18 protein-coding genes are annotated in these 19995 nt (G+C 64.4%); 5 read left to right on the top strand and 13 right to left on the bottom strand.

Annotated features, from left to right (window positions below; all coding sequences use genetic code 11):
• Positions 1 to 12: 12 nt before the first annotated feature.
• The 7 genes from JWZ97_RS11025 to JWZ97_RS10995 are packed head-to-tail and all read right to left on the bottom strand — an operon-like array spanning position 13 to position 7462.
• Entirely contained in the window at positions 13 to 2727 is a 2715-nt protein-coding gene (locus JWZ97_RS11025; RefSeq protein WP_205428941.1) for a glucosidase, read from the bottom strand.
• A gap of 12 nt (positions 2728 to 2739) precedes the next feature.
• Positions 2740 to 4170 carry an FAD-dependent oxidoreductase gene (locus tag JWZ97_RS11020; RefSeq protein WP_205428939.1) on the bottom strand — a complete coding sequence of 477 codons (1431 nt, stop codon included), beginning with the start codon at positions 4168 to 4170 and terminating at the stop codon, positions 2740 to 2742.
• Positions 4171 to 4203: 33 nt separating this feature from the next.
• Positions 4204 to 5022, bottom strand: a complete 819-nt coding sequence (locus JWZ97_RS11015; RefSeq protein WP_205428937.1) for a glucose 1-dehydrogenase — start codon at positions 5020 to 5022, stop codon at positions 4204 to 4206.
• A 23-nt stretch (positions 5023 to 5045) separates the two neighbouring features.
• On the bottom strand, positions 5046 to 5531 hold the full coding sequence (locus JWZ97_RS11010; RefSeq protein ID WP_205428935.1) for a DoxX family protein: 486 nt from the start codon (positions 5529 to 5531) through the stop codon (positions 5046 to 5048).
• A 15-nt stretch (positions 5532 to 5546) separates the two neighbouring features.
• Positions 5547 to 6314, bottom strand: coding sequence for a DUF2063 domain-containing protein (locus JWZ97_RS11005; protein WP_205428933.1), 768 nt, complete (start codon positions 6312 to 6314; stop codon positions 5547 to 5549).
• Entirely contained in the window at positions 6298 to 7170 is an 873-nt protein-coding gene (locus JWZ97_RS11000; protein WP_205428932.1) for a DUF692 domain-containing protein, read from the bottom strand. The genes JWZ97_RS11005 and JWZ97_RS11000 overlap by 17 nt, the downstream gene beginning before the upstream one ends.
• Positions 7171 to 7180: 10 nt before the next feature.
• Positions 7181 to 7462, bottom strand: coding sequence for a DUF2282 domain-containing protein (locus tag JWZ97_RS10995; RefSeq protein WP_205428930.1), 282 nt, complete (start codon positions 7460 to 7462; stop codon positions 7181 to 7183).
• Between the two features lie 330 nt (positions 7463 to 7792).
• Here JWZ97_RS10995 and JWZ97_RS10990 point away from each other — a divergent pair, with 330 nt between their 5' ends.
• The 5 genes from JWZ97_RS10990 to JWZ97_RS10970 all read left to right on the top strand — a co-directional run bounded on the left by JWZ97_RS10990 (position 7793) and on the right by JWZ97_RS10970 (position 11681).
• Positions 7793 to 8416, top strand: coding sequence for a class II aldolase/adducin family protein (locus JWZ97_RS10990; RefSeq protein ID WP_240342316.1), 624 nt, complete (start codon positions 7793 to 7795; stop codon positions 8414 to 8416).
• A 73-nt stretch (positions 8417 to 8489) separates the two neighbouring features.
• The gene (gene rluC / locus JWZ97_RS10985; RefSeq protein WP_205428928.1) at positions 8490 to 9440 is read left to right on the top strand and encodes a 23S rRNA pseudouridine(955/2504/2580) synthase RluC; all 951 of its coding nucleotides are present in this window, start codon (positions 8490 to 8492) and stop codon (positions 9438 to 9440) included.
• Positions 9437 to 10087 (top strand): HAD family hydrolase, encoded by a 651-nt coding sequence (locus JWZ97_RS10980; protein WP_205428926.1) that lies wholly within the window; start codon positions 9437 to 9439, stop codon positions 10085 to 10087. The genes rluC and JWZ97_RS10980 overlap by 4 nt, the downstream gene beginning before the upstream one ends.
• Positions 10088 to 10120: 33 nt before the next feature.
• Complete coding sequence (sppA, locus tag JWZ97_RS10975) at positions 10121 to 11068, top strand: signal peptide peptidase SppA (RefSeq protein ID WP_205428924.1); 948 nt, start codon at positions 10121 to 10123, stop codon at positions 11066 to 11068.
• A 7-nt stretch (positions 11069 to 11075) separates the two neighbouring features.
• Entirely contained in the window at positions 11076 to 11681 is a 606-nt protein-coding gene (locus JWZ97_RS10970) for an NUDIX domain-containing protein (protein WP_205428922.1), read from the top strand.
• A 108-nt stretch (positions 11682 to 11789) separates the two neighbouring features.
• Here JWZ97_RS10970 and JWZ97_RS10965 read toward each other — a convergent pair whose 3' ends face one another.
• The 6 genes from JWZ97_RS10965 to JWZ97_RS10940 form a co-directional block, all read right to left on the bottom strand.
• Positions 11790 to 14180 carry a TonB-dependent receptor gene (locus tag JWZ97_RS10965; protein WP_205428920.1) on the bottom strand — a complete coding sequence of 797 codons (2391 nt, stop codon included), beginning with the start codon at positions 14178 to 14180 and terminating at the stop codon, positions 11790 to 11792.
• Between the two features lie 96 nt (positions 14181 to 14276).
• Positions 14277 to 15251, bottom strand: a complete 975-nt coding sequence (locus JWZ97_RS10960; protein ID WP_205428918.1) for a FecR family protein — start codon at positions 15249 to 15251, stop codon at positions 14277 to 14279.
• Positions 15252 to 15411: 160 nt separating this feature from the next.
• Entirely contained in the window at positions 15412 to 15939 is a 528-nt protein-coding gene (locus tag JWZ97_RS10955) for an RNA polymerase sigma factor (protein WP_205428916.1), read from the bottom strand.
• 168 nt (positions 15940 to 16107) lie between these two features.
• Positions 16108 to 17799 (bottom strand): hypothetical protein, encoded by a 1692-nt coding sequence (locus tag JWZ97_RS10950; protein WP_205428914.1) that lies wholly within the window; start codon positions 17797 to 17799, stop codon positions 16108 to 16110.
• A gap of 130 nt (positions 17800 to 17929) precedes the next feature.
• Positions 17930 to 18553, bottom strand: a complete 624-nt coding sequence (locus JWZ97_RS10945) for a urate hydroxylase PuuD (RefSeq protein ID WP_205428912.1) — start codon at positions 18551 to 18553, stop codon at positions 17930 to 17932.
• Positions 18554 to 18920: 367 nt separating this feature from the next.
• The gene (locus tag JWZ97_RS10940) at positions 18921 to 19973 is read right to left on the bottom strand and encodes a hydrolase (protein ID WP_240342315.1); all 1053 of its coding nucleotides are present in this window, start codon (positions 19971 to 19973) and stop codon (positions 18921 to 18923) included.
• Positions 19974 to 19995 lie beyond the last annotated feature (22 nt).

Below are 19995 nucleotides of genomic sequence, written 5' to 3'. Positions count from 1 at the left end.
CATTGCTCCTCCTCATGCCGCCAGGGCCGGTCTTGCGCTTTCTTCCCCGGCGCCCAGGCCGGCGATGTCCCGTCCGTTGGCGCGCAATACCAGGTTGGCGAGCAGTCCGGTCCAACCGGTCTGATGGGCCGCGCCCAACCCCAGGCCGGAATCGCCGTGGAAATATTCGAAGAACAGCAGATGATCGCGCCAGTGTTCGTCGTGCTGCCAGGGACTGTCCGGGGCGAAAGCCGGGATGCGGCCGTCCGCATCCGGACGGTACAAACCGCTCATCCGCCGGGCCAGGCAGGCGACCACTTCGCCGAGTGTCAGTTCGTGATCCGCCAGGCCGGGTGCCGTCACCGTGTAGCCGTCGCCGAGGAAGCGGTGGAATTTTTCCAGGGTCAGGATCAGGGCGTAATTGGTCGGCAGCCACACCGGCCCGCGCCAGTTGGAGTTGCCGCCGAACAGACCGGAATTGGATTCACCCGGCACGTATTCGATCAAGGCCCGCCCCAGCCCCGGCAGGCTGCCCAGATCGCGGCGCTCGGCGTGGACGCGGCTGAGGCTGCGGATGCCATGCGGTGAGAGGAACTCGTTCGCGTCGAACAAACGCCGCACGATGGCCGGTAGCCGGGTGTGATCCACCAGGGACAGCAGATGTTCGCCGCGCGCGTTGCGATGATAGGGGCAGGCGCAGATGGTGTTGCCCTGGAACACGCCGCCGATGTGGCTGTCGATCAGCCTGCGGAAGCGCGGCACGTTGCGCAGCAGGCGTTCGTCGACCACTTCGCAAGCGAACAGCGGGATCAGGCCCACCCAGGAATAGACGTTGACCCGATGATGGCGCCCGTCGGGTTCCACCCACAAATCCTTGTAGAAGCCGTCCTCGTCGTCCCAGAGGGAAATGCCGGTGCCGGTGTGGCCGGCCATGCTGTCGGCGATGTTGAGGAATTGCTCGTAGGTCTGCAGCGCAACGTCCTCGTAGTCGCGGTCCTCGACCGCCAGCTCCAGCGCGATGACCGTCATGTTCAGGGCGAACATGGCCATCCAGCCGCTGGCGTCGGACTGCTTGAGCCGGTAGCCGGCCGGCAGCGGCATGGAGCGGTCGAACACCGAGATGTTGTCCAGCCCCAGGAAGCCGCCTTCGAACACGTCGAGACCGTCGGCGTCCTTGGTGCTGATCCACCAGGCGTAATTCATCAGCAGCTTGTGGAAGACCCGCTGCAGGAAGCTGCGGTCGCCCACGCCGCGTTGCCGCCGTTCCTCGCGGAACACCTGCAAGGCGCCCAGCGCCTGCACCGGCGGATTGACGTCGCCGAAGGCCCATTCGTAAGCCGGTATCTGCCCGCAGGGATGGAGGTAGGTTTCCTTCAGCAGCAGTTCAATCTGGTCCTTGGCGAAATCCACGTCGATCAGGCTGAAGGCCATGCAGTGAAAGGCCAGGTCCCAGGCGGCGAACCAGGGATATTCCCAGGTGTCGGGCATGGAGATGACATCGGCCGCGCGCAGATGTTTCCAGCGCCCGTTGCGCCCGGATTTGCGGCTTTCCGGCGGCGGATGGCCGTCGCCTCCCAGCCAGCGCAACACGTCGTAATGGAAGAATTGCTTGGACCAGATCATGCCGGCCATAGCCTGGCGCACGATGCGGCGGTCGTGCGCGTCGGCCTGCGGCAATAGCGCGTCGTAGAAATCGTCGGCTTCCGCCCGGCGTCGCCGAAACCACTCGTCGCCGCCGGCGAAGGGCTGGCTCGCTTCACTCGAAGTCAGTACCAGATCCACCCGCTCGCTGCCGCCGGCGGGGACGATCAGGATGTGCCACGCGGCGAACTTGCTGCCGGTGTAGGCCGGATTGACCGCGGCTTCCTCGCGTCCTATCACCCGGCGATGGAAGGCGTCTTTCACATAAGGCGAGGGAGAGTCGCTACCCCAAAGCCGTTTGCTATTGCTCTCGTTTTCGGTGAACAGCAGTTCCGCCGGCTGGCGCCCGTACAGACGGTAGTCGCCGAGTTCGGGATGGGCCGCTTGCACGGCCCAGGCCGCGCCGTCCGGGGCTGCTGCTTCGCGCAGCACGGGCCGCTCCCGCGCTTCGTCTCCCCAACTCCAGGTGTTGCGGAACCACAGGCTGGGCAGCAGATGCAGCACGGCCGGCTCCGGACCGCGGTTGGTCGCGGTGATGCGGATGTGGATTTCTTCCGGGCCGGCCTTGGCGTATTCCACCCGCACGTCCCAGTAACGGTTCTCGGCGAACACGCCGGTGTCCAGCAGGCTGAAGGGCGGCTGTTCCCTCCCGCGGCGGGCGTTTTCCTCCACCAGCCGGGTGTAGGGGTATTCGGCCTGGGGGTATTTGTAGAGATAACTCAGCCAGGCGTGGCTGGGCGTGGCGTCGTCGTAGAAGTAATACTCCTTGACGTCCTCGCCGTGGTTGCCCTGCTTACCCGTGAGGCCGAATGCGCGCTCCTTGAGGATGGGGTCGCGCCCGTTCCACAAGGCCAGCGCGAAGCACAGGCGCTGCCGCTCGTCGCAGATGCCGCCCAGGCCGTCCTCGCTCCAGCGATAGGCGCGGGAGCGGGCCTGATCGTGGGAGAAATGCTCCCAGGCCGTGCCGTCCGCGCTGTAGTCCTCGCGTACCGTGCCCCAGGCCCGCTCGGCCAGGTAAGGCCCCCACAATCGCCAGTTTTCCCTTCCTTGCCTCAGGTTCTCCAGTCGCTGCGGTTCGGCGCCGAGTGCTGTCGTTTTCGTGTTCATCGGGTGTCTCCCCTATCGCTTCATGGGGCCGGCGATCAGGTGATCGGCCAGCCGTAACGCCCAGGCGTAGATGGTCAGGGCCGGATTGACCCGGCCGATGCGCGGCAGGATGCTGCCGTCCGCCACGTAGAGGTTCTCCAGCCCGTGCACCTTGCCGTGGCGGTCGACCGCGGAGCGCGCCGGATCGTCGCCGCTGACCAGGGTGCCGCAGGCATGGGCGGTGCCGGCCAGCGGGATGGGCCGCGTGACACTCGGATAGCCCGCCTTGAACAGCGCGCGACGAAAGCTTTTGACCATGGCCCCATGCTCCCGTTCGGCTTCTGGCAACCGGGCCGTGTCGTAGTCGAGCTGGGGCGGCCTGCCGCCGGCTTCGGCCAGCACGCGGTTGTCGGCGTGGGAGCCGTCCTCGGTCTGCAGGAAGAATCCGTAGGCGCGGGTTCCGAAGGCTAGGGCCAGAGGTCGCGGCACCCGATGCGGAAGCAGCGAGGCGAGCACGTCGGCGCCGAAGCCCAGCGGCTGGATGCTGCCGTGCGGAAAATCTTCGTGCAGCCAGAGCGCGGTCTTGCGCAGCACGTCGGTCTTGCGCGTCGGCGAAACCGCGACCAGGGCGGTCAGGATGTGGCGCTTGAAATGGCGCCCCACGCTACGGGTGCCGGGCAATGTGCCGATCAGGTCGTGGGCCGCGAGATAGCGTTGCAGCAGCCTGGGGCTATGCAGGGCGCCGGCGGCGAGCAAGATCTGGTCGGCGCGGTGGACCTGGCCGTCGGCCAGCCTGACGCCGACGATGTGCCGGGGATCCGCGTCGTCGCCGAGCAGCTCGCGCACCGGCCGGCCCAGTGTGACGGTCAGCGTGTCCCTTTGCGCGACCCGGGCCAGCAAGGCATTCTGCCCGTCCGCCTTCAAACCGCGCAGCGAGGCGAAGCCGTCGAAATGGCGCGCCTCGGCCTCGTATTCCCGTATTTCGGGCTTCAGCGCCAAGGGCAGAGGCCGGCTACGCCAGCCGCCGGGCCGCTCGATCTTACGCTGGATATCCAGCAAATCGGGTTCGACGGGAAATTCCCGCAAGCCCAGCAATTCTTCGGCTTGCGCGTACCAGGGCTCCAGTTCCGGGTAGGCGATGGGCCATGCCGGGCATCGAAAAGCGGGATCGGCCTCAAATTCCCGGGGATCGAAGCGCAGCAGCGCGGCGCCGTACCATTTGGTCTTGCCGCCCAGGTTGAAATATTCCTCCGGGGCGAAGGGCCGGTTCTTCCGGTCCAGCCAGTTTTCCCGGCTCTTGAAGCGGCCGTCGCCCATCACCTGGCGGAAATCCAGCGTCGAACCGTCGGTCGGCAGCGCTTCGCCCTTTTCGACCAGCAGCACCGAGCGGCCGGTCTCGGCGAGGCGGTAGGCCGCCGCCGAACCGCCGGCACCCGAGCCTATGACGAGGTAGTCGTAAATCATGATGGCAGCCTCCGGGATCGCGACGGGCTCATCTCAGCCCCCGCTCTCGAAGCCGGGGTACAGGGTCATGCCGCCGTCCACGTAAAGGGTGGCGCCGGTGACATAGTCGGACTCGTCGGACGCGAGCCAGACCGCGGCCTTGGCGACGTCCTCGGAATAGCCGACGCGGCCGTAGGGAATCAGCTCCAGCAACTGGGCTTCCTTCTCCGGCGTGGCCCAGGCGTTGACATTGATCGGCGTCTTGATGGCGCCCGGCGCGATGCCGTTGACCCGGATCTTGTGCATGGCCAGTTCCTGCGCCAGAGTCTTCATCAACATGTGCACCCCGCCCTTGGAGGCAGCATAATTGGCGTGCCCGGCCCAGGGTATGGTGTCGTGCACCGAGGACATGCAGATGATCTTGCCGGCCGAATGGGACAGCCCCGGCTGCACGCCGCGGCGGACAAACTCCTTGGCCGCCTCACGGGCGCAGAGGAACTGGCCGGTCAGGTTGACGCGGATGACCTGCTCCCAGTCGCCGAGGCTCATATCGACCAGCGGCGCGTCTTTCTGCAGCCCGGCATTGTTGACCAGGATGTCCAAGCTGCCCCAGGTGTCGAGCGCCGCCTCGAACATGGCCCGGACCTGATCCTCCCGGCTGACGTCGGCCTCGAACACGATGGCCTCGCCGTCTTTTGCCCGTATGAGGCCGGCCAGGCCTTCCGCCTTGTCGCGGCCGCTCACGTAGTTGATCAAGACCTTGGCGCCGGCGGCCGCCAGCCCCTCGGCCACCGCCGCGCCTATGCCGGTGTTGGCGCCGGTCACCAGCGCGCGCTGGCCTTCCAGGGGACGTTTCCGGTTCTGCGTGTTCATCTCGCTGACTCCTGTTTTGGGGCCTACGAACGCCGGGCCAGGAAACGCCGCGCGATCCAATAGTTCAGCGACAGCTTGCCGGGACCGTGGAGCAGGCACACCAGCAGCATGATGCCCCAGACCTTGTGCTGTTCCAGCCCGGCGGCGCCGAGATCGGGATAGGAAATCACCGCGACGATGTTGAACAGGAACAGCACGCCCGCCGCGAAACGGCCCAGCAGTCCGAATGCGAGCAGGACAGGGAAGCCCAGTTCTACCGCCGTGCCCAGCCAGGCGGCCAGTTCCGGCGGCAGCAGGGGAACGGCGTATTCCTCCTGGAACAGGTAGAGCGTACTGTCCCAGGACTGGATCTTGGTGAGACCGGAGACCCAGAAGGCATAGGCCACCCAGGCGCGCAGCAGCAGATCGCCGACCGGCGCGAAGAAATCCAGGGATTGGGCAAGCTTGCCCAGCCAGTGCCGGGGCTTGCGGGCATCGGTTCGGTAGGGGGCGTCGGCATAGGTATTCATGATGTTCACCTCGGGTCAGATAAGGTAGAAGTCGCTGATGAGATCGCGCGCCAGCCAGTGCTGGAGCGCGTTCGCCGCATCGAAGCCGTCGTCGGCCTCCAGGGCAGCTCGCATGGCCGCGGGCAGGGTCGAACCGGCCGCCAGGCTTTGCAGGAAGCGGAAATCCCCGGTTTCCAGCGGCCGTATCAGCACCTCGTCCTGCGGCCGATAAATCAGCAGCCGGCAACCGCCCTCGGCCAGATCGACGCTCTCCTCGCCGTCGTCGGTCTGGTTAATCCGCCAGATGCGCAGCACCGGATAGTCGGAGACGAGTAGTCGGGCGCTGGGTTGCAGCTTCAGTTTCAGGTCGGGATAGAAGGCGCGCGGGACGTCGGCCAGTGCCCAGGCTTGCAGGGGGGTAGCGTCGGCCTCGTGATAAGCCTCGTGGCAAAACCAGTCCAGCCGCGCCGTGTCCGGCAGGTAGGGCAGGCCGCGCGCCGGCTCGAAATCCGCCAGGAAGCCGGGGAAATGCTCGCCGTAGACGAGCAAACAGGATGCCCGCGGTGGATGCCGCTCGATGTAGGCCTGGGCCGTGCGGGCGAAAAAATCCTCGCCGACCAGCCGGTTCACCACCGGATAGACCGCCTGCAAGGCCGCCGTCAGGCCCCGAATCGTGTTGTTGCGATAGATGGCCAGGCGTTGCGCCGGGTCCAGTCCATTGCCCCGGATGGCGCGTGACGGGGTTGTCGCCCGCTTCAGGAGGGCGGCGGTGAAGTCGTTTTGCAGTTCACGCAGCGCGTACATGGCGCACCTCCAGAAAGGCACCGGCCCGGTCGGCTTCGGTCAGCAAGGTTTGCAGATCGGGTAGATCGGTGTCCCATTCGATCAGCGTCGGCCGCGGACCGATGAGGTCCAGCGTCTTGCCGAACAACTGCCAGACCGCCGCGCAGACCGGCCGGTCATGGGTGTCGATCAGGATTTGCCGGTCCCCCAAGCGGTTGACGGTGTGGCCGGCGAGGTGGAGCTCCTCCACCAAGTCCTGCGGGATGGCCCGCAGATAGTCGAGGGCGCTCCAGCCGTGGTTGCGGCAGGACACGTAGACGTTGTTGACGTCCAGGAGGATGCCGCAGCCCGAGCGCCGGGCGGCCTCGACCAGAAATTCGGCTTCCGGCAGGGTCGAGTGTCGGTACTCCAGGTAGCTGGAAGGGTTCTCGATGAGTATCCGCAGCCCCAGCGTTTCCTGTACCCGCTGGATGCGCGCGACCAGGTGCTCGAGCGCTTCCTCGGTGTAAGGCAGGGGCAGCAGGTCGTTGAGGAAGGTCCCACCGTAGGACGACCAGGACAGGTGTTCGGACACCAAGCCCGGTTCGATGCGGGCGATCAAGTCCTTGAGCCGGTCGAGGTGATCCGCATGGGTCTCGTCCACCGAACCCAGCGACATCCCGACCCCGTGCAGGCTGAGGGGATAATCGGCGCGTATCCGCTCCAGCGTCCGCAGCGGAGCGCCGCCCCGGCCGAAGTAGTTCTCGCTGTGGACCTCGAACCAGCCTATCGCGGGCCGGGTCTCCGCGATTTCCCGGCCGTGCGGGGAGCGCAGTCCGATTCCGGCCGTGGCCGGAATCGTTGCGCAGGCGCGGCTGAGTGAGTCTGCGTGCGCCATGGCCTTGGGCCTACTTGGCGTCCGCCTGCGGGGCCACCAGGCTGCCGCCGGCGATGCGTTCGCAGGTGCCCTTGGGCAGGGCGATGAAGGCGTCCTTCTGGCCGTTTTCCACGGAATGGCCGGCGCAGGCATTGGACAAGGTCTTGCAGTCGTTGCCGCCGGCCTTGGCGACGCCGTAGCATTTCTCGACCTCTTTCTTCTCGGCGGCTACAGCTTGGGACGGCAATCCCAAAGCGCCCAGGGTGACGATGGAAGCCAGCGCGGCGGTGATGACGGTGTCGATATTTTTCATGATTTAGCTCCTGTGAGTGGATGGTTGTGGCGCGATGGACTTTCGCGACACAGTCCCTAGCGCAACCGCCGTGCCATCATCCGCATGGCGCATAAATCACTTTTGTTTCAATGGCATGGATTAAATAGGCCGGGCTGAAGAAAGTTCCGGGGCCGCCGGGCGAACCGCGAATAATGGCGGGGGCCACAACTATTAGTGGGTGGATCGGGTTGTGGGAAGCCGGGCGGGCCGCACCCGTCAGCGGCGGCAAGGCTCCGGTCGCTCGCGGCCGCGCGGCGTGGAATAATCGGCCGCCTCCGTATCCCTCGGGCAAAACCATCGCAAACGGCCGTGACCGAACGAGAAGGCATCATCAAATACCGCCTGGACTATACCGCCGCGACGCTGGAGCGGCCGGAGGATTTCGCCGAGCTGAACGCCTGGCGCGGCGTGCTCTGGCGTCTCGGATTGATCGGTCAGGACGATGCCCGCTACGGCGGACTCGGTTTCGGCAACGTCAGTCTGCGCCTGGATGAGGGCGGCTTTCTGGTCACGGGCACCCAGACCGGCCATATCCCGCACTTGTCGTTCGGGCACTATGTGCGTGTCGTCGAAGCCAGGCCGGCCGACAATTACCTGCGCGCCCTGGGGCCGCTGCCACCGTCTTCGGAGGCTTTGACCCACGCGGCCGTGTACGGGGTGTCCCCGCGAGTCCGTTGCGTCGCCCACGGCCACTCCCCGGAAATCTGGCGACAGGCCACGAAGCTGGGCCTGCCCACGGTGGGCGCGGACATCGCCTACGGCACGCCGGCCATGGCGGCGGCGGTGAGCGAGCGGGTGAGGCTGAGCCCGGACGGGGGCATCGTCGCCATGCTGGGCCACGAAGACGGCCTGCTTGCCTGGGGCGCTACGCCCGAGCGCACCTGCTGGGTGCTGGCGGGCTATCTGGCCAAAACCTGGCAAGCCATGGAGTGATGCGCCGAAGTTGATGCGGTCGTTCGCGCCTCGCTCGTCCTGGGACCCTCCGCGCGGTGGTAAACTGCCGCCTATGAACGAGCCTTCCGACAACAAGCCACGCCTGATCGAGATCGATGCGGAAAGCGCCGGTCAGCGCGTGGACAACTTTCTGTTCACCCGCCTGAAGGGGGTGCCCAAGAGCCATGTCTACCGTATCCTGCGGACCGGCGAGGTGCGCATCAACGGCGGGCGCTGCCAGGCGCCCCGCAAGTTGGAGGAGGGCGACGTGGTCCGTGTGCCACCGGTGCGTACCGCCCAGCGCGAGGAAACGTCGGCGCCGGTCGGCCTGCTGCGCGGGCGGCTGGAGTCGGCCATCGCGTACGAGGACGATGATTTCCTGGTGATCGACAAGCCGGCCGGCATGGCCGTGCACGGTGGCAGCGGCGTGAGCTACGGGGTCATCGAAGGTCTGCGCGCGCTGCGCCCGCGGGCGAAATTCCTGGAGCTGGTGCACCGGCTGGATCGCGACACCTCGGGCTTATTGCTGGTCGCCAAGAAGCGCAGCGCCCTGAATGCGCTTCATGCCTTGTTCCGGGACGATCATGCCGTGCGCAAGGTTTATGTCGCTTTGCTGGCCGGCGTTTGGGCGCGCAAGCAATTGTCGGTCGACGCTCCCCTGAAGAAGAACGTCCTGCAAAGCGGCGAACGCATCGTCAAGGTGGCGCGCGACGGCAAGCCGGCCTTGACCGAATTCCGCCGCCTGCGCAAATACGCGACCGCCACGCTGGTGGAAGCGCGTCTGTACACTGGCCGCACCCATCAGATACGCGTCCATGCCCAGTCCATGGGACATCCCATCGCCTGCGACGAACGCTACGGTGAAGACGCCGCGAACCAGGCGTTTCGCCGCAGCGGGCTTAGGCGTTTGTTCCTGCACGCGGCCGAACTTTCCTTCATCCATCCGCGGACCGGCCAGCCTTTCACCATCAAGGCGCCGCTGGCGGCGGAGCTGCAAAACTATCTCGATACCCTGACCGCATGAAACAACGCTTCGATTTATTGGTCTTCGATTGGGACGGCACCCTGTTCGACTCCATCGATTGGATCGTCCTTAGCCTGCAACAGGCGGCTCGCGAAAACGGGCTGCCCATCCCCGATCCGTCCGCGGCCAAGTCGGTGATCGGCCTGAGCATCGCCGAGGCCATGTACGGCCTGTTTCCCGGCGTGGAGGCCAGCAGGGTGGAACGCTTGATCGAGGTCTATCGCCGTCATTACGAGAGCCGGGCCATGGGGGCGGACAGCTTGTTCGCCGGCGTTTCCGGTTTGCTGGAGCGTTTGCGCGAGGCCGGTTACAAGCTCGCGGTGGCGACGGGCAAAGGCCGCGATGCGCTGCAACACGCCTTGCACATCACCGACACCTCGCACTTGTTCGATGCCTGGCGCACGGCGGAGGAAACCGCCTCCAAGCCGCGTCCGGACATGTTGTTGCAACTGATGGACGAGCTGGCCGTATCGGCCGAGCGTACGCTGATGATAGGCGACTCCGTGCACGATTTGCGCATGGCGCGCAATGCCGGGGCGGAGTCGATCGGCGTCGCCTGCGGGGCGAACAGCCGGGATGAGTTATTGGCCCTGGAGCCCCTGTTATGCCTGGAGCATACGGTGGAGCTGGGCGCGATGTTGGTTTGAAATTGGAAGACTATACGCAGAGTTGAGGATCACATGGATCAATTTCCGGAAGTAGAGTGGGAGCGCAAGGTGTTGGAAAAGGCGGTACTGGCGGCCGTGATCGAACAGCGGCGGGCGCGGCGCTGGGGCATCGCGTTCAAGCTGTTTTTGCTGATCTATCTGGGGGTGGCGCTGTGGCTGGTCGCCAAGCCGTTCAAGATCGGCCCGCATGCGGACGCCAAGGGCCACACTTCGGTGGTGGACGTGGTGGGCCAGATCGCCGACGGCAGCCAGACCAATGCCGACAACATCATCGACAGTTTGCGCGCGGCGGCGGAAGACGACGGCACCAAGGGCATCGTGTTGCGCCTGAACAGCCCCGGCGGCAGCCCGGTGCAATCCGCCTACGTATACGACGAGATTCGCCGGCTCAAGAAGGAAAAGCCCAATCTCAAGATTTACGCCGTGGTGTCCGACCTGTGCGCGTCAGGTTGCTATTACATCGCCTCCGCGGCCGAGCGCATCTATGTCAACCCGGCCAGCCTGGTCGGCTCCATCGGCGTCATCATGAACGGCTTCGGCTTCGTCGAAGCCATGGGCAAGCTGGGCGTCGAGCGTCGCCTGTTGACGGCCGGCGAGCACAAGGCCTTGCTCGATCCTTTCTCGCCGCAGAACGAAGAAGAAAAGCAGCACATCCAGGGCGTCATCGCCGGCGTGCACAAACAGTTCATCGACGCGGTCAAGCAGGGTCGGGGCGAACGGCTCAAGGACCATCCCGACTTGTTCTCCGGTCTGGTCTGGTCCGGCGAGGAAGCCATCAAACTGGGTCTGGTCGACGAAGTCGGCGAGTTGCGCTCCATCGCGAAAGATGTCATCGGGGCCGAGGAGATCGTCAATTTCACCTCGCGTGAAGGCTTGCTGGAGCGCCTGTCCCACCGGCTGGGCACCAGTTTCGGCGAGGCGGTTTTGGGCGCGGCCGGCATGAACGCGCCCTTGCGCTGAGGGGAACATGGACACGGCGAAGTCCTATGAACTGGTGGAGGACGTCTCCCTCTACCAGGGCTTCTTCAGCCTGCGGCGCATGAAGTTCCGCCACACGCTGTATGCCGGAGGCTGGAGCGAGACCGTCACGCGCGAATTGTTCCACCGCAGTTCCTGCGTGGCGGTGGTACCCTACGATCCGGTGCGTGACGCCGTGGTGCTGATCGAGCAGATCCGGGTGGGTGCCATGAAAGCCAACGCCGACGATCCGTGGCTGCTGGAAATCGTCGCCGGCGCCATCGAGGAAGGCGAGCACGCGGATCAGGTGGCGCACCGCGAAACCCTGGAAGAGGCCGGCTGTGAACTCAAGGAGTTAATCCGTATCTCGGAGTTCTTCACTACCCCGGGCGGCTGCTCGGAAAAGATCACCCTCTACTGCGGCATCGTCGACAGTGAGGGCCTGGGGGGGGTGCACGGCCTGGACGAAGAGCACGAAGACATCCTCGTGCGGGTGGTCGGTTTCGACGAGGCCATGCGCCTGCTCGACGCCGGCCGCATCGAATCCGCCATCCCCATCATCGGCCTGCAATGGCTGGCGCTCAACCGGGAGCGTTTGCGGGCGCGCGAGGAGTGAGGCGGCCGATGGCCGCGCCGGCACCGCGCTGCTAGCGGGGTGCGGGAACTGCCGCACCCGGACGTCGCGGCGAATGCGGATGGCCGATCCGCGATGCGGGCACGATCCTCAGTATTCCACGCGCAGGGAACCCAGGAATGTCCTCGGTGCTCCCACGCCGATCATATAACCGGTATTGGTGCCCAGATAATAGGTTTTATCGAGCAGGTTGTTGACATTGAGTTGCGCGGTCACTCTGGTTCCCGCCACATTCATGCCATAACTCGCCAATAAATTGATTTCGGCATGCCCGGGAATCTGGAAATCGTTGGTATTGGAGCCCTGGCTCTGACTGGTGGCCACCAGGCCGCCACCGAGTTTCAAGCCTTGCAGGTCGCCATTCTGGAACTCATAAGTATTCCATAAGCTGCCGAAGTTTCGCGGTGTCATAAACATCCGATGTCCGGTATTGTCCGATCGTCCGTCAAAGCCGTCCTTGTTGATATTGGCATACGCCAAATGGGTATAGGCGCCGATAATTCTCCAGCCCGGCAATACCTCGCCGGCCACCTCCAGTTCATGCCCCCGGCTCTGCTGCTCGCCGATGGAGCGCTGGCAAGGGAAAGGCGCGCAACTCCAGTCGGAGACGCCCATGTTTTGCTTGGTCAAATCGAAATACGCGTAGGTCGCCGACAGGCGCCCATCCAGGAATTCGCTCTTGGCGCCCAGCTCCCACTGCTGCGCGGTCTGCGGCGGGAGCGGCTTTTGCCTCGGAGAGTTCCATAAGCTGTTGGATACGCCGAAGTTTTCGCTGTAACTCCCGTAGAGGGACAACCATTGCACGGGCTTCCACAACAAACCGCCGCGCGGGCTCACATAATCATCCGAGGTCGTGGTCGTGCGGGTCCGGTTGTCCCGGCCGGTGGCGTTGTCGTACCGGATGCCGAAGTTGGCGTATACGTCGTAAGGCAATGTCACTTGATCCTGGAAATACAGGCCGTACCAGTCCTGGGTAATGTCCAGGGAGGGAGATAGAGGAAGATAAGGTTTAGCCGTCAGATAGGTCGGATTAAATAGATTGAATCCATCCGGCGATGGGCTGTAGCAGCAATTACTCTGCCCCTGGTTGTTCGTCGTAAAGTAATCGAATCCGAACAGGACGTTATGCTTGATGAATGCGGTGTTGAACTTTCCCGCCAAATTCAAGGTGGTGTAATACTCCTGCTGCTGGGTGTCGCCATTATTGAAGCCGCGACTGGTCAATATGCCGTCGGTGTCGGCGGGGGTGTAGAAGAAGGTATATAGGGTTTTGAAGTCCCAATACTCGGCGCCGAAGCGGTGGCTAATCTTCCAGTCGTCATTGAATCGATGGGACCAATCGAAGCCCACGAAAACCCGGTCGCCGATATTGCTGTTATTGAGTTTCTCGCCGACCTCCCGGCTGCGCGGTACCGGGGCGGGCCGGTTGCCTATCGGCGGAATGCCTGAATCGCCGGTTTCGTCGAAATGCTGAAACTCGATATCCAGATTGGCCTGCGTCTGCGGCGTGACGTTCCAGGTCAGACTGGGAGCCACGAAGACACGATCCGCCTTTTGGAAATCGCGGAACGAATCCGAGTTTTCATAGGCGAGGTTGATACGGTACAGCAGGCTGTCGTCATGGGTGATCGGACCTGTCGCATCGGCCGTGGTGCGGTAGAAGTCATAGGAGCCGAATTGCTGCTGCAAGGAATAATACGGCGTCGCCAAGGGCCTCTTGGTCACCAGATTGATGATGCCGCCGGGCTCAGTGCGCCCGTACATGATGGAGGCCGGGCCTTTCAGCACTTCGATGCGCTCCAGGTTGGCGGTCTCGCGCTTGGATGTGCCGCCGCCCAAGGCGGACGGCAGCAGGAAGCCGTTGCGGTAGAGGGTGTCGTTCTGGAAGCCGCGGATGATGAACGAATCGCTGGTTTGGCCATTGGTGGGCTGGGCCTGCACGCCGGCCACGTTCTGCAAGGCGTTATCCAGGCGGACGATCTGCTGGTCCTTGAGCACTTGCTGCGGGACGACTTTCACGGAAAACGGCGTCTCCATGATCGGCGTATCGGTCTTGGTGGCGGTGGAAGCGTTGGGCTGGTGGTACTCCGGGTTGTAGGGATCGGTGGCATCGTAGGCGGCCTTGCCGGTCACCTTTACCTTGGGCAGTGCGGTGGGATCCGATTGGTTGATGCGTTGCGGCGCGGGCTTCACCGCCACTGATCCGTCGTCGGCGACCGAGAACTCCAGGCCGCTGCCGCCCAGCAGTTTGATCAGGGCGTCCCGTGTGGTGTAGCTGCCCTTCACTGCGGGGCCGCGCTTGTCGGCGACCTGGTTTTCGGCAAAAAACACCGCGACCGAGGCCTGTTCGGCCAGTTTCTGCAAGGCCGAGTGCAGAGGCTGGGGCGGGATATCGAAACGGTGTTCCGCATCCGCGCCGATGGCCGCGCCAACCTTAACCGCCAATACCGCCGCCACCCAGGGCTTCGTCGCAAACTTCATGAGTCGTCTCCATTTTGTTGTCACTCATGCATAGAAACGAACGAGCCTGCAAAAGCCGCCACGAGCTTATGAGCGCCGTCGGGCGATCTGCCGACCCTAAGGTGTCCCCAGCACGACCTCTCCGGCCTGCGTGCGGGTGAGGGGGACACCCAGGCTGTCGGCGATGATACCCAGCGAGGTATCGAGGCGGTCGATGAAGAAGGTGCCGCTGACCTTGGACTTGCCCAAGGCGGGGTCGGCCAGTCGCAGGCGGATGTCGTGATAGCGGCCGATTTCGGCCAGGACCTCATCGAGTCGGCGGTTGTCGAAAATGAGTTTGCCCTGCCGCCAGGCGGTGAGGCTCGCCACCGACTCGCCCGGTCCGACCGCCACGAACTCGCCGGCCGGGTCGTAGGCCAGCGCTTGGGCGGCACCCAGTTCGCGGCTCTGCTGGGCGTCGACCCTTACGCGTCCCTCCTGCACGGCCACCACCACGCGGTCGGGCCGCAGGTGGACGTCGAATGCGGTGCCTATGTCCACGGTGTGGCCCTTGCCTGCGGTTACCGTGAATGGCCGGGAGGCGTCGTGTGCGACATGAAAGTAAGCCTCGCCGCGTTGAAGCGTGACGGAGCGCTCCCGGCGGTTGAGGCGTACCTCTACTTCGCTGTCGGTGTTGAGTTCGAGGCGGGAACCATCGGCCAGACGGATGGCTTGATGTCCGCCGCGCGGGACCGTATAGCGGTCGTGAGTACCATACCAGCCGTCGGGGGAAAAAGCCGTCAGTCCTGCCACGAGCATTACGGTGGCCGCCATAGCCAGCCCGGCGTAACGCTGGGCCCGGTCGCGGCGGGCCGGTGGACGATGGCGCAGAGCCTCCCGGCGGACAGCCAGGTCGGCGTCGCGGAAGCTGTCCAGCCAGTCCAGGCGCGCCGAAATTTCGGCATAGGCGGCGCGATGTGCGGGGTCTTGCGCCAACCACGCCGCCAGCGCGCGCCGGTCCTGATCCGAACCGTCGTTCGAGGCGCGTATGGCCCATTCGATAGCTTCGTCTCTAAGCTCGTCGGAAATGGGGGAGTGGGGGGAAACTGTCATGCTGCCAACTGTCTTCTGGACGGATGAACGAACGGCCTCATGGAATAAGACGAACTCGCGGACCTGTCCCGCCAGGCGGCGCCCGCATCGCCGAACCCGTGCCGATCTCGGCTATGGACGGCCGACCCGACGGAAGGCTTATTTTCCCCGGTCCAGGCCGCTAGCCAAAGTTTTTGTGCTTGAGGAGATGGCGCAGCGCCGTTGCGACGTGGCGTTCGGAGCCGCGCACGGAGATGCCCAGGCGCTCGGCGATTTCGCCGTGCGACAGGCCTTCGATGCGGCGGAGTACGAAGGCGTAGCGGGTGGTTTCCGGCAATTCCTGCAACATGCGGCTCAGGCGTTCGAGGTCTTCCTGCCGGCTCCAATAGACTTCCGGCGTGGGATCAGCCGCGGGCGCTTGCTCCAGTTCGTCCGCTTCGTCCTCATGGTGTGCGACCTCGTGCCGGTAGCGGGCCCTCAGGACTTGCCGGCGGTGGTGGTCGACGGTGAGGTTCGAGGTGGTTTGAAAAAGAAAGGCGCGCAGGTTGTCGATGGATTCCGGTTCGGGGTGCTGCAGCAAGCGCAGGTAGGCGTCCTGCACCAGGTCCTCGGCGCAGTCCACCCCGGAACGCTGTCCGGCGAACGCCAGCAACTCCTTGCCATGTCGGCGGAACAGAAAATCGAAAAGATGATGTCTTCGGGTCGGCATGAGTCTGGCCGGAGCGGCTTGCTTGGGTCAGCACCAAGCAATACTCGTTCCCGGCGTTGCCACAGCCGCTCGCCTACGACCTTAGCGCATGAGGCCTGCTCGCTTTCGGCCATTTCCCGCGTCGGCGTGCGCCATATGCCGCAGCTCGTGCGGCCGGCCGCTCCTTCCCTACAAGCGTTCCAGATTCAGGGTTCGCATGTCTCCCAGCCAAGCCTGCTGCAGCCGTTGCCGGGTGGCGGCTGCCTGGGGCTGGTCGTCGCGCAGTTCGTAGACCTTGGTCAGCGCATACAGCGCCCAGCCGTTGTTGGGCGTGTTTTCCAGGGCGGTTTTGAGTACCTTTTCCGCCCGGGTCAAGTCGCCCGAGAGCAGAAATAGGGCGCCCAGGCTTTGCCTCACCGGGTAATACCAGTAAGGCGGTTCGGAATAATGGAGTTTGTCCTCCAGGGCGACGGCCCGCTCGAATTGCCGGACGGCCCCCGGCAGATCCTTGCGAGCCTGCGCGATGCGTCCGTTCAGCACATGCTGGGCGAGCTGCAATATGTCCTTGGCCGGTATCCCGCCGGCAGTCAAGTCGGCAAATTCGTTCTGCCGCGCCAGGTCGGCGATCGCTTGGGCTTCGGACTGGGCCGCGCGCGCATCGCCGTCGAGAACCCGGCCCACGCCGCGCGCGTAATGCCAGATTGCCCGCACGTAGGGGAATTCGGCGCCGGGATCGGCGAGGCCCAGCAGGGTTTGCGCGTCGCTGAATTGGGCGTGGGCGAAATAGGGCGCGGTCTTGATCGGCTGGACCCAGGCGATGTTCCGGGCCGCCGCGTCGGACACGATGCGTTCGAGCTTGTGGGCGGCGGCGATGGCGGTGGCGCCGTCGCCGGCCATCTGCGCGGATACCATGAGCGAGTGCACGTTGTGAGGATAATAAGCCAGCGGATAAATGCCTGTCGGATTGGAACGGGCGATATAGGCTTCATCCGCGAGGACCGCCTGCTTGTTCGCTTCCAGCGCTTCCCGGTACAGGCCGGCACGGAAAAAAGTGTGAAACGGCATGTGCACCAGGTGTCCGGCCCCGGGCATCAGCTTGCCCAGGCGCCGCGCGTAGGGCAGGGCTTTCTGCGGATCGCTGGAGGCTTCGGTGAGGTGGATGTAGTAGTGGATCGCGCCCGGGTGGTCCGGCGACCGCGCCAACACCTTCTCCAGCAATCCGATGATCTCGGCCGTACGGCCCTTGGCCTGGGAACCGCCCGCTTCCCAATAGTCCCAGGGTTGCAGGTCCATCAGCGCTTCGGCATACAGAACCGCGATTTCATCGTCGTCGGGATAATCCGCCGCGACCTGGCGCATCGCATCGGCATAGGCCTGGTCCAGGGCAGGGCGCTCGCCGTGTCCGTAGCGGGCCGCCAGGGCCTGAATCAACGCCCGTTCCTTGGCGCTCGCCTTGTCGGCAAGCGCTTGCGCCTTGTTGATCGCCTCCGACGCCGGGGCGATGGAGGCGGAGTCCATGGGGGCGTTGATGTTGGGGCCCTGCACCAGTGCCGCGCCCCAGTAAGCCAGGGCGCAATCCGGGTCCAGCGATTGCGCCTTGCGGAACGCCAGCAAGGCTTCGGCATGGTTGAAGGCATAGGCCAGGCGCAGTCCCTGGTCGAAATATCGCTGCGCCAGGGCCACGGAAGTCGTGACCGGATAGTGAAGATTACCCAGGTTGTCTGCGAGGACCGGTTCGGCAGCCGTGCCCGCGGCTGTCCCCGGTATCAGGCGGCCGAACGGCCCGACCTCGGTTTTCGCAGGTTTGTTTGCGCTGTCGGCCCAGGCCAGGTTGACGGCGAGGACCAGCCCTGCCGTGATGTAGCGAGTGTATGGCCTCATGATCGAATTTCTCCTGTGTTGCCGATCGCGCGGAAATTCGTCACGCGAGAGGCTTGCGGAATGCGAGCAGGCCGCCCGGATCGGGTGGTAGGAGGAGCGGAGCCGCTCCTCCGTGCTCATAATGCGGACATCAGCCGGCGTTTTGCGCCGCCACCATGAAATAAAGCATGGGGATGGATAACGCGGTGTTGAAACGGCTGGTGAGCATGGCGATGCGCGCCGCGGCTTTTTTCTCGTCGTCGGTGGCTTCCACCAGGCCCAAGGCCTTTTTCTGGTTGGGCCAGATGATCATCCACACGTTGTAGGCCATGATCAAACCCAGCCACATGCCGACGCCGATGTAGGTGGTCGAGCCGCCTTTCAGCAGGCCCAGCAACAAGGCCTGGACGACGTAACCCTGCAAGGTGGCGACGATCAAGCCGGTGACCAGGGTGGACAGGGCCGCCCAGCGGAACCAGAACAGCGCGGTCGGCGCGATGACCTTGCCAATGGCCGGTTTCTGCTCGTCGGGTATCTTGGGCATGGAGGGAATCTGCACGAAATTGAAGTACCACAGCAGGCCTATCCACATCACGCCGGAAATGACATGCAGCCAGCGGAAGAAGAAGGAGGCCCAGCTCAGGTTGAGCTGTATGCTGCCGGTGACGAACGCCAGCAGGGTGACCAGTATCGCGCCGAAAATGAGCGCGCGTTCCAGTTTGTCGAGTCCGAACTTACCTAGGCTTTCGATGAGCTTGATGATGACACTTCGCATGGCGAGTTCCTCCTGAGGATGGATTGTTTATTGTTGTTTCATAACAGCCGGAAATACGAGTGGACAGTTTGCAATAGCCCCGCTGGGGGACGTCGACCATCCTGACATAATCCCGTTGGGCTGGCCACAATTAGGGAACGGAGGCTGCCTCCGGCCGCCGTAAGCCGCAGCGAACCAGGGCGGAAAAGAGGAACCCCCGTTTCTAATAGGGGAAACGCATGAAGCTGGAGAAGCTTGTTTTCGGTTTTTCATCGGGGAAATCGACCGGCCGGAATGGCGCCATGATTTCCATTGGTTCGCGGCCATCGTGCTCAACCTGTTCACCACCGTGCTGGCTGTGGCGGACTCTGTTTTCCGGGACGCGGCGCTAGCGGTCGCGCTCAGCGCTGGCAGGGAGGTGTTGATCCAGGAAGTGGACGATGCGCGCGTCCAGCCAGTAGTGGGGCATGAGTCCGCCGCGCCGGCCCATGAAGCCCACGTGGCCGCCGTGCCGGCTGATTTCCAGCTGAACCGAGCGGGCGCATTCGTCGGCGTTCGGGATGGCATCGGCGGGCACGAAAGGATCGTCCTCGGCATGGAGCACCAGCGTGGCGGTGCGAATATGGCGGATAAAGGGCCGGCTGCTGCAGCGGGCATAATAGTCGGCGGCATCCCGGAAACCGTACAGGGGTGCGATGACGCGGCCGTCGAACTCCCAGAACGAGCGGGCGTCCGACAGGTCGCCGAGCGCCCTGAGCTTGCGCGCTTCCTCGCGGTTTCCGCTCCGTTCGAGATAATGCAGCTTGGCCGCCAGATAGTCGCGCAGTTCGGTCAGCAGGCGATCGCGATATAGCCTCGAAAACCCCGTATCCATGCGGTCCGCGCAGCGGTTCAGGAGGAAGGGCACGGAAACGGCGACGGCGGCCCGCAAGTCCGGCTGGCGTTCGCCCAACCATTTCAGCAGGACATTGCCGCCCAGGGAAAATCCCACCGCGCCGATCGGGAGGCCGGGATGCCTGACTCTGACCTGCTCATACAAATGGTGCACATCGTCCGTGTCGCCCGAGTGATAACAGCGCGCCAGCCGGTTGGGCGTTCCGCCGCAGCCGCGAAAGTTCAGCGCGACGCTCGAATAGCCCCGGCGGATGAGCGCCTGCTGCAGGCTGCGGATATAAACCGAGTTCGAACTGCCGGTGAGCCCATGCAGGAGCAGAATCACGCCCCGCTCGGGATGGCCGGCCCAGTCCAGGTCGACGAAATCGCCGTCTGGCGTTTCCAGACGGTCCCGTCGCCGGTTCAGGCGGGGCGGATGACGGAACAAGGACGATGCCAGGGTCTGCAAATGCGGATTGGCGAGTCCCCGGGCAGGAAGAAAGGGAGTAGGGGCGTGGTGGGCCGAATCGGAATGGGACATGCGAGCGTGGGCGGTCGCGCGGTTCACGCCGGCCGTTCCGCACAGACCG

Source organism: Methylococcus sp. EFPC2 (assembly GCF_016925495.1).
Taxonomy (GTDB): Bacteria; Pseudomonadota; Gammaproteobacteria; order Methylococcales; family Methylococcaceae; genus EFPC2.
The sequence above is the reverse complement of the archived record's forward strand: the minus strand, read 5'-3'. Positions and strand labels throughout refer to the sequence as shown.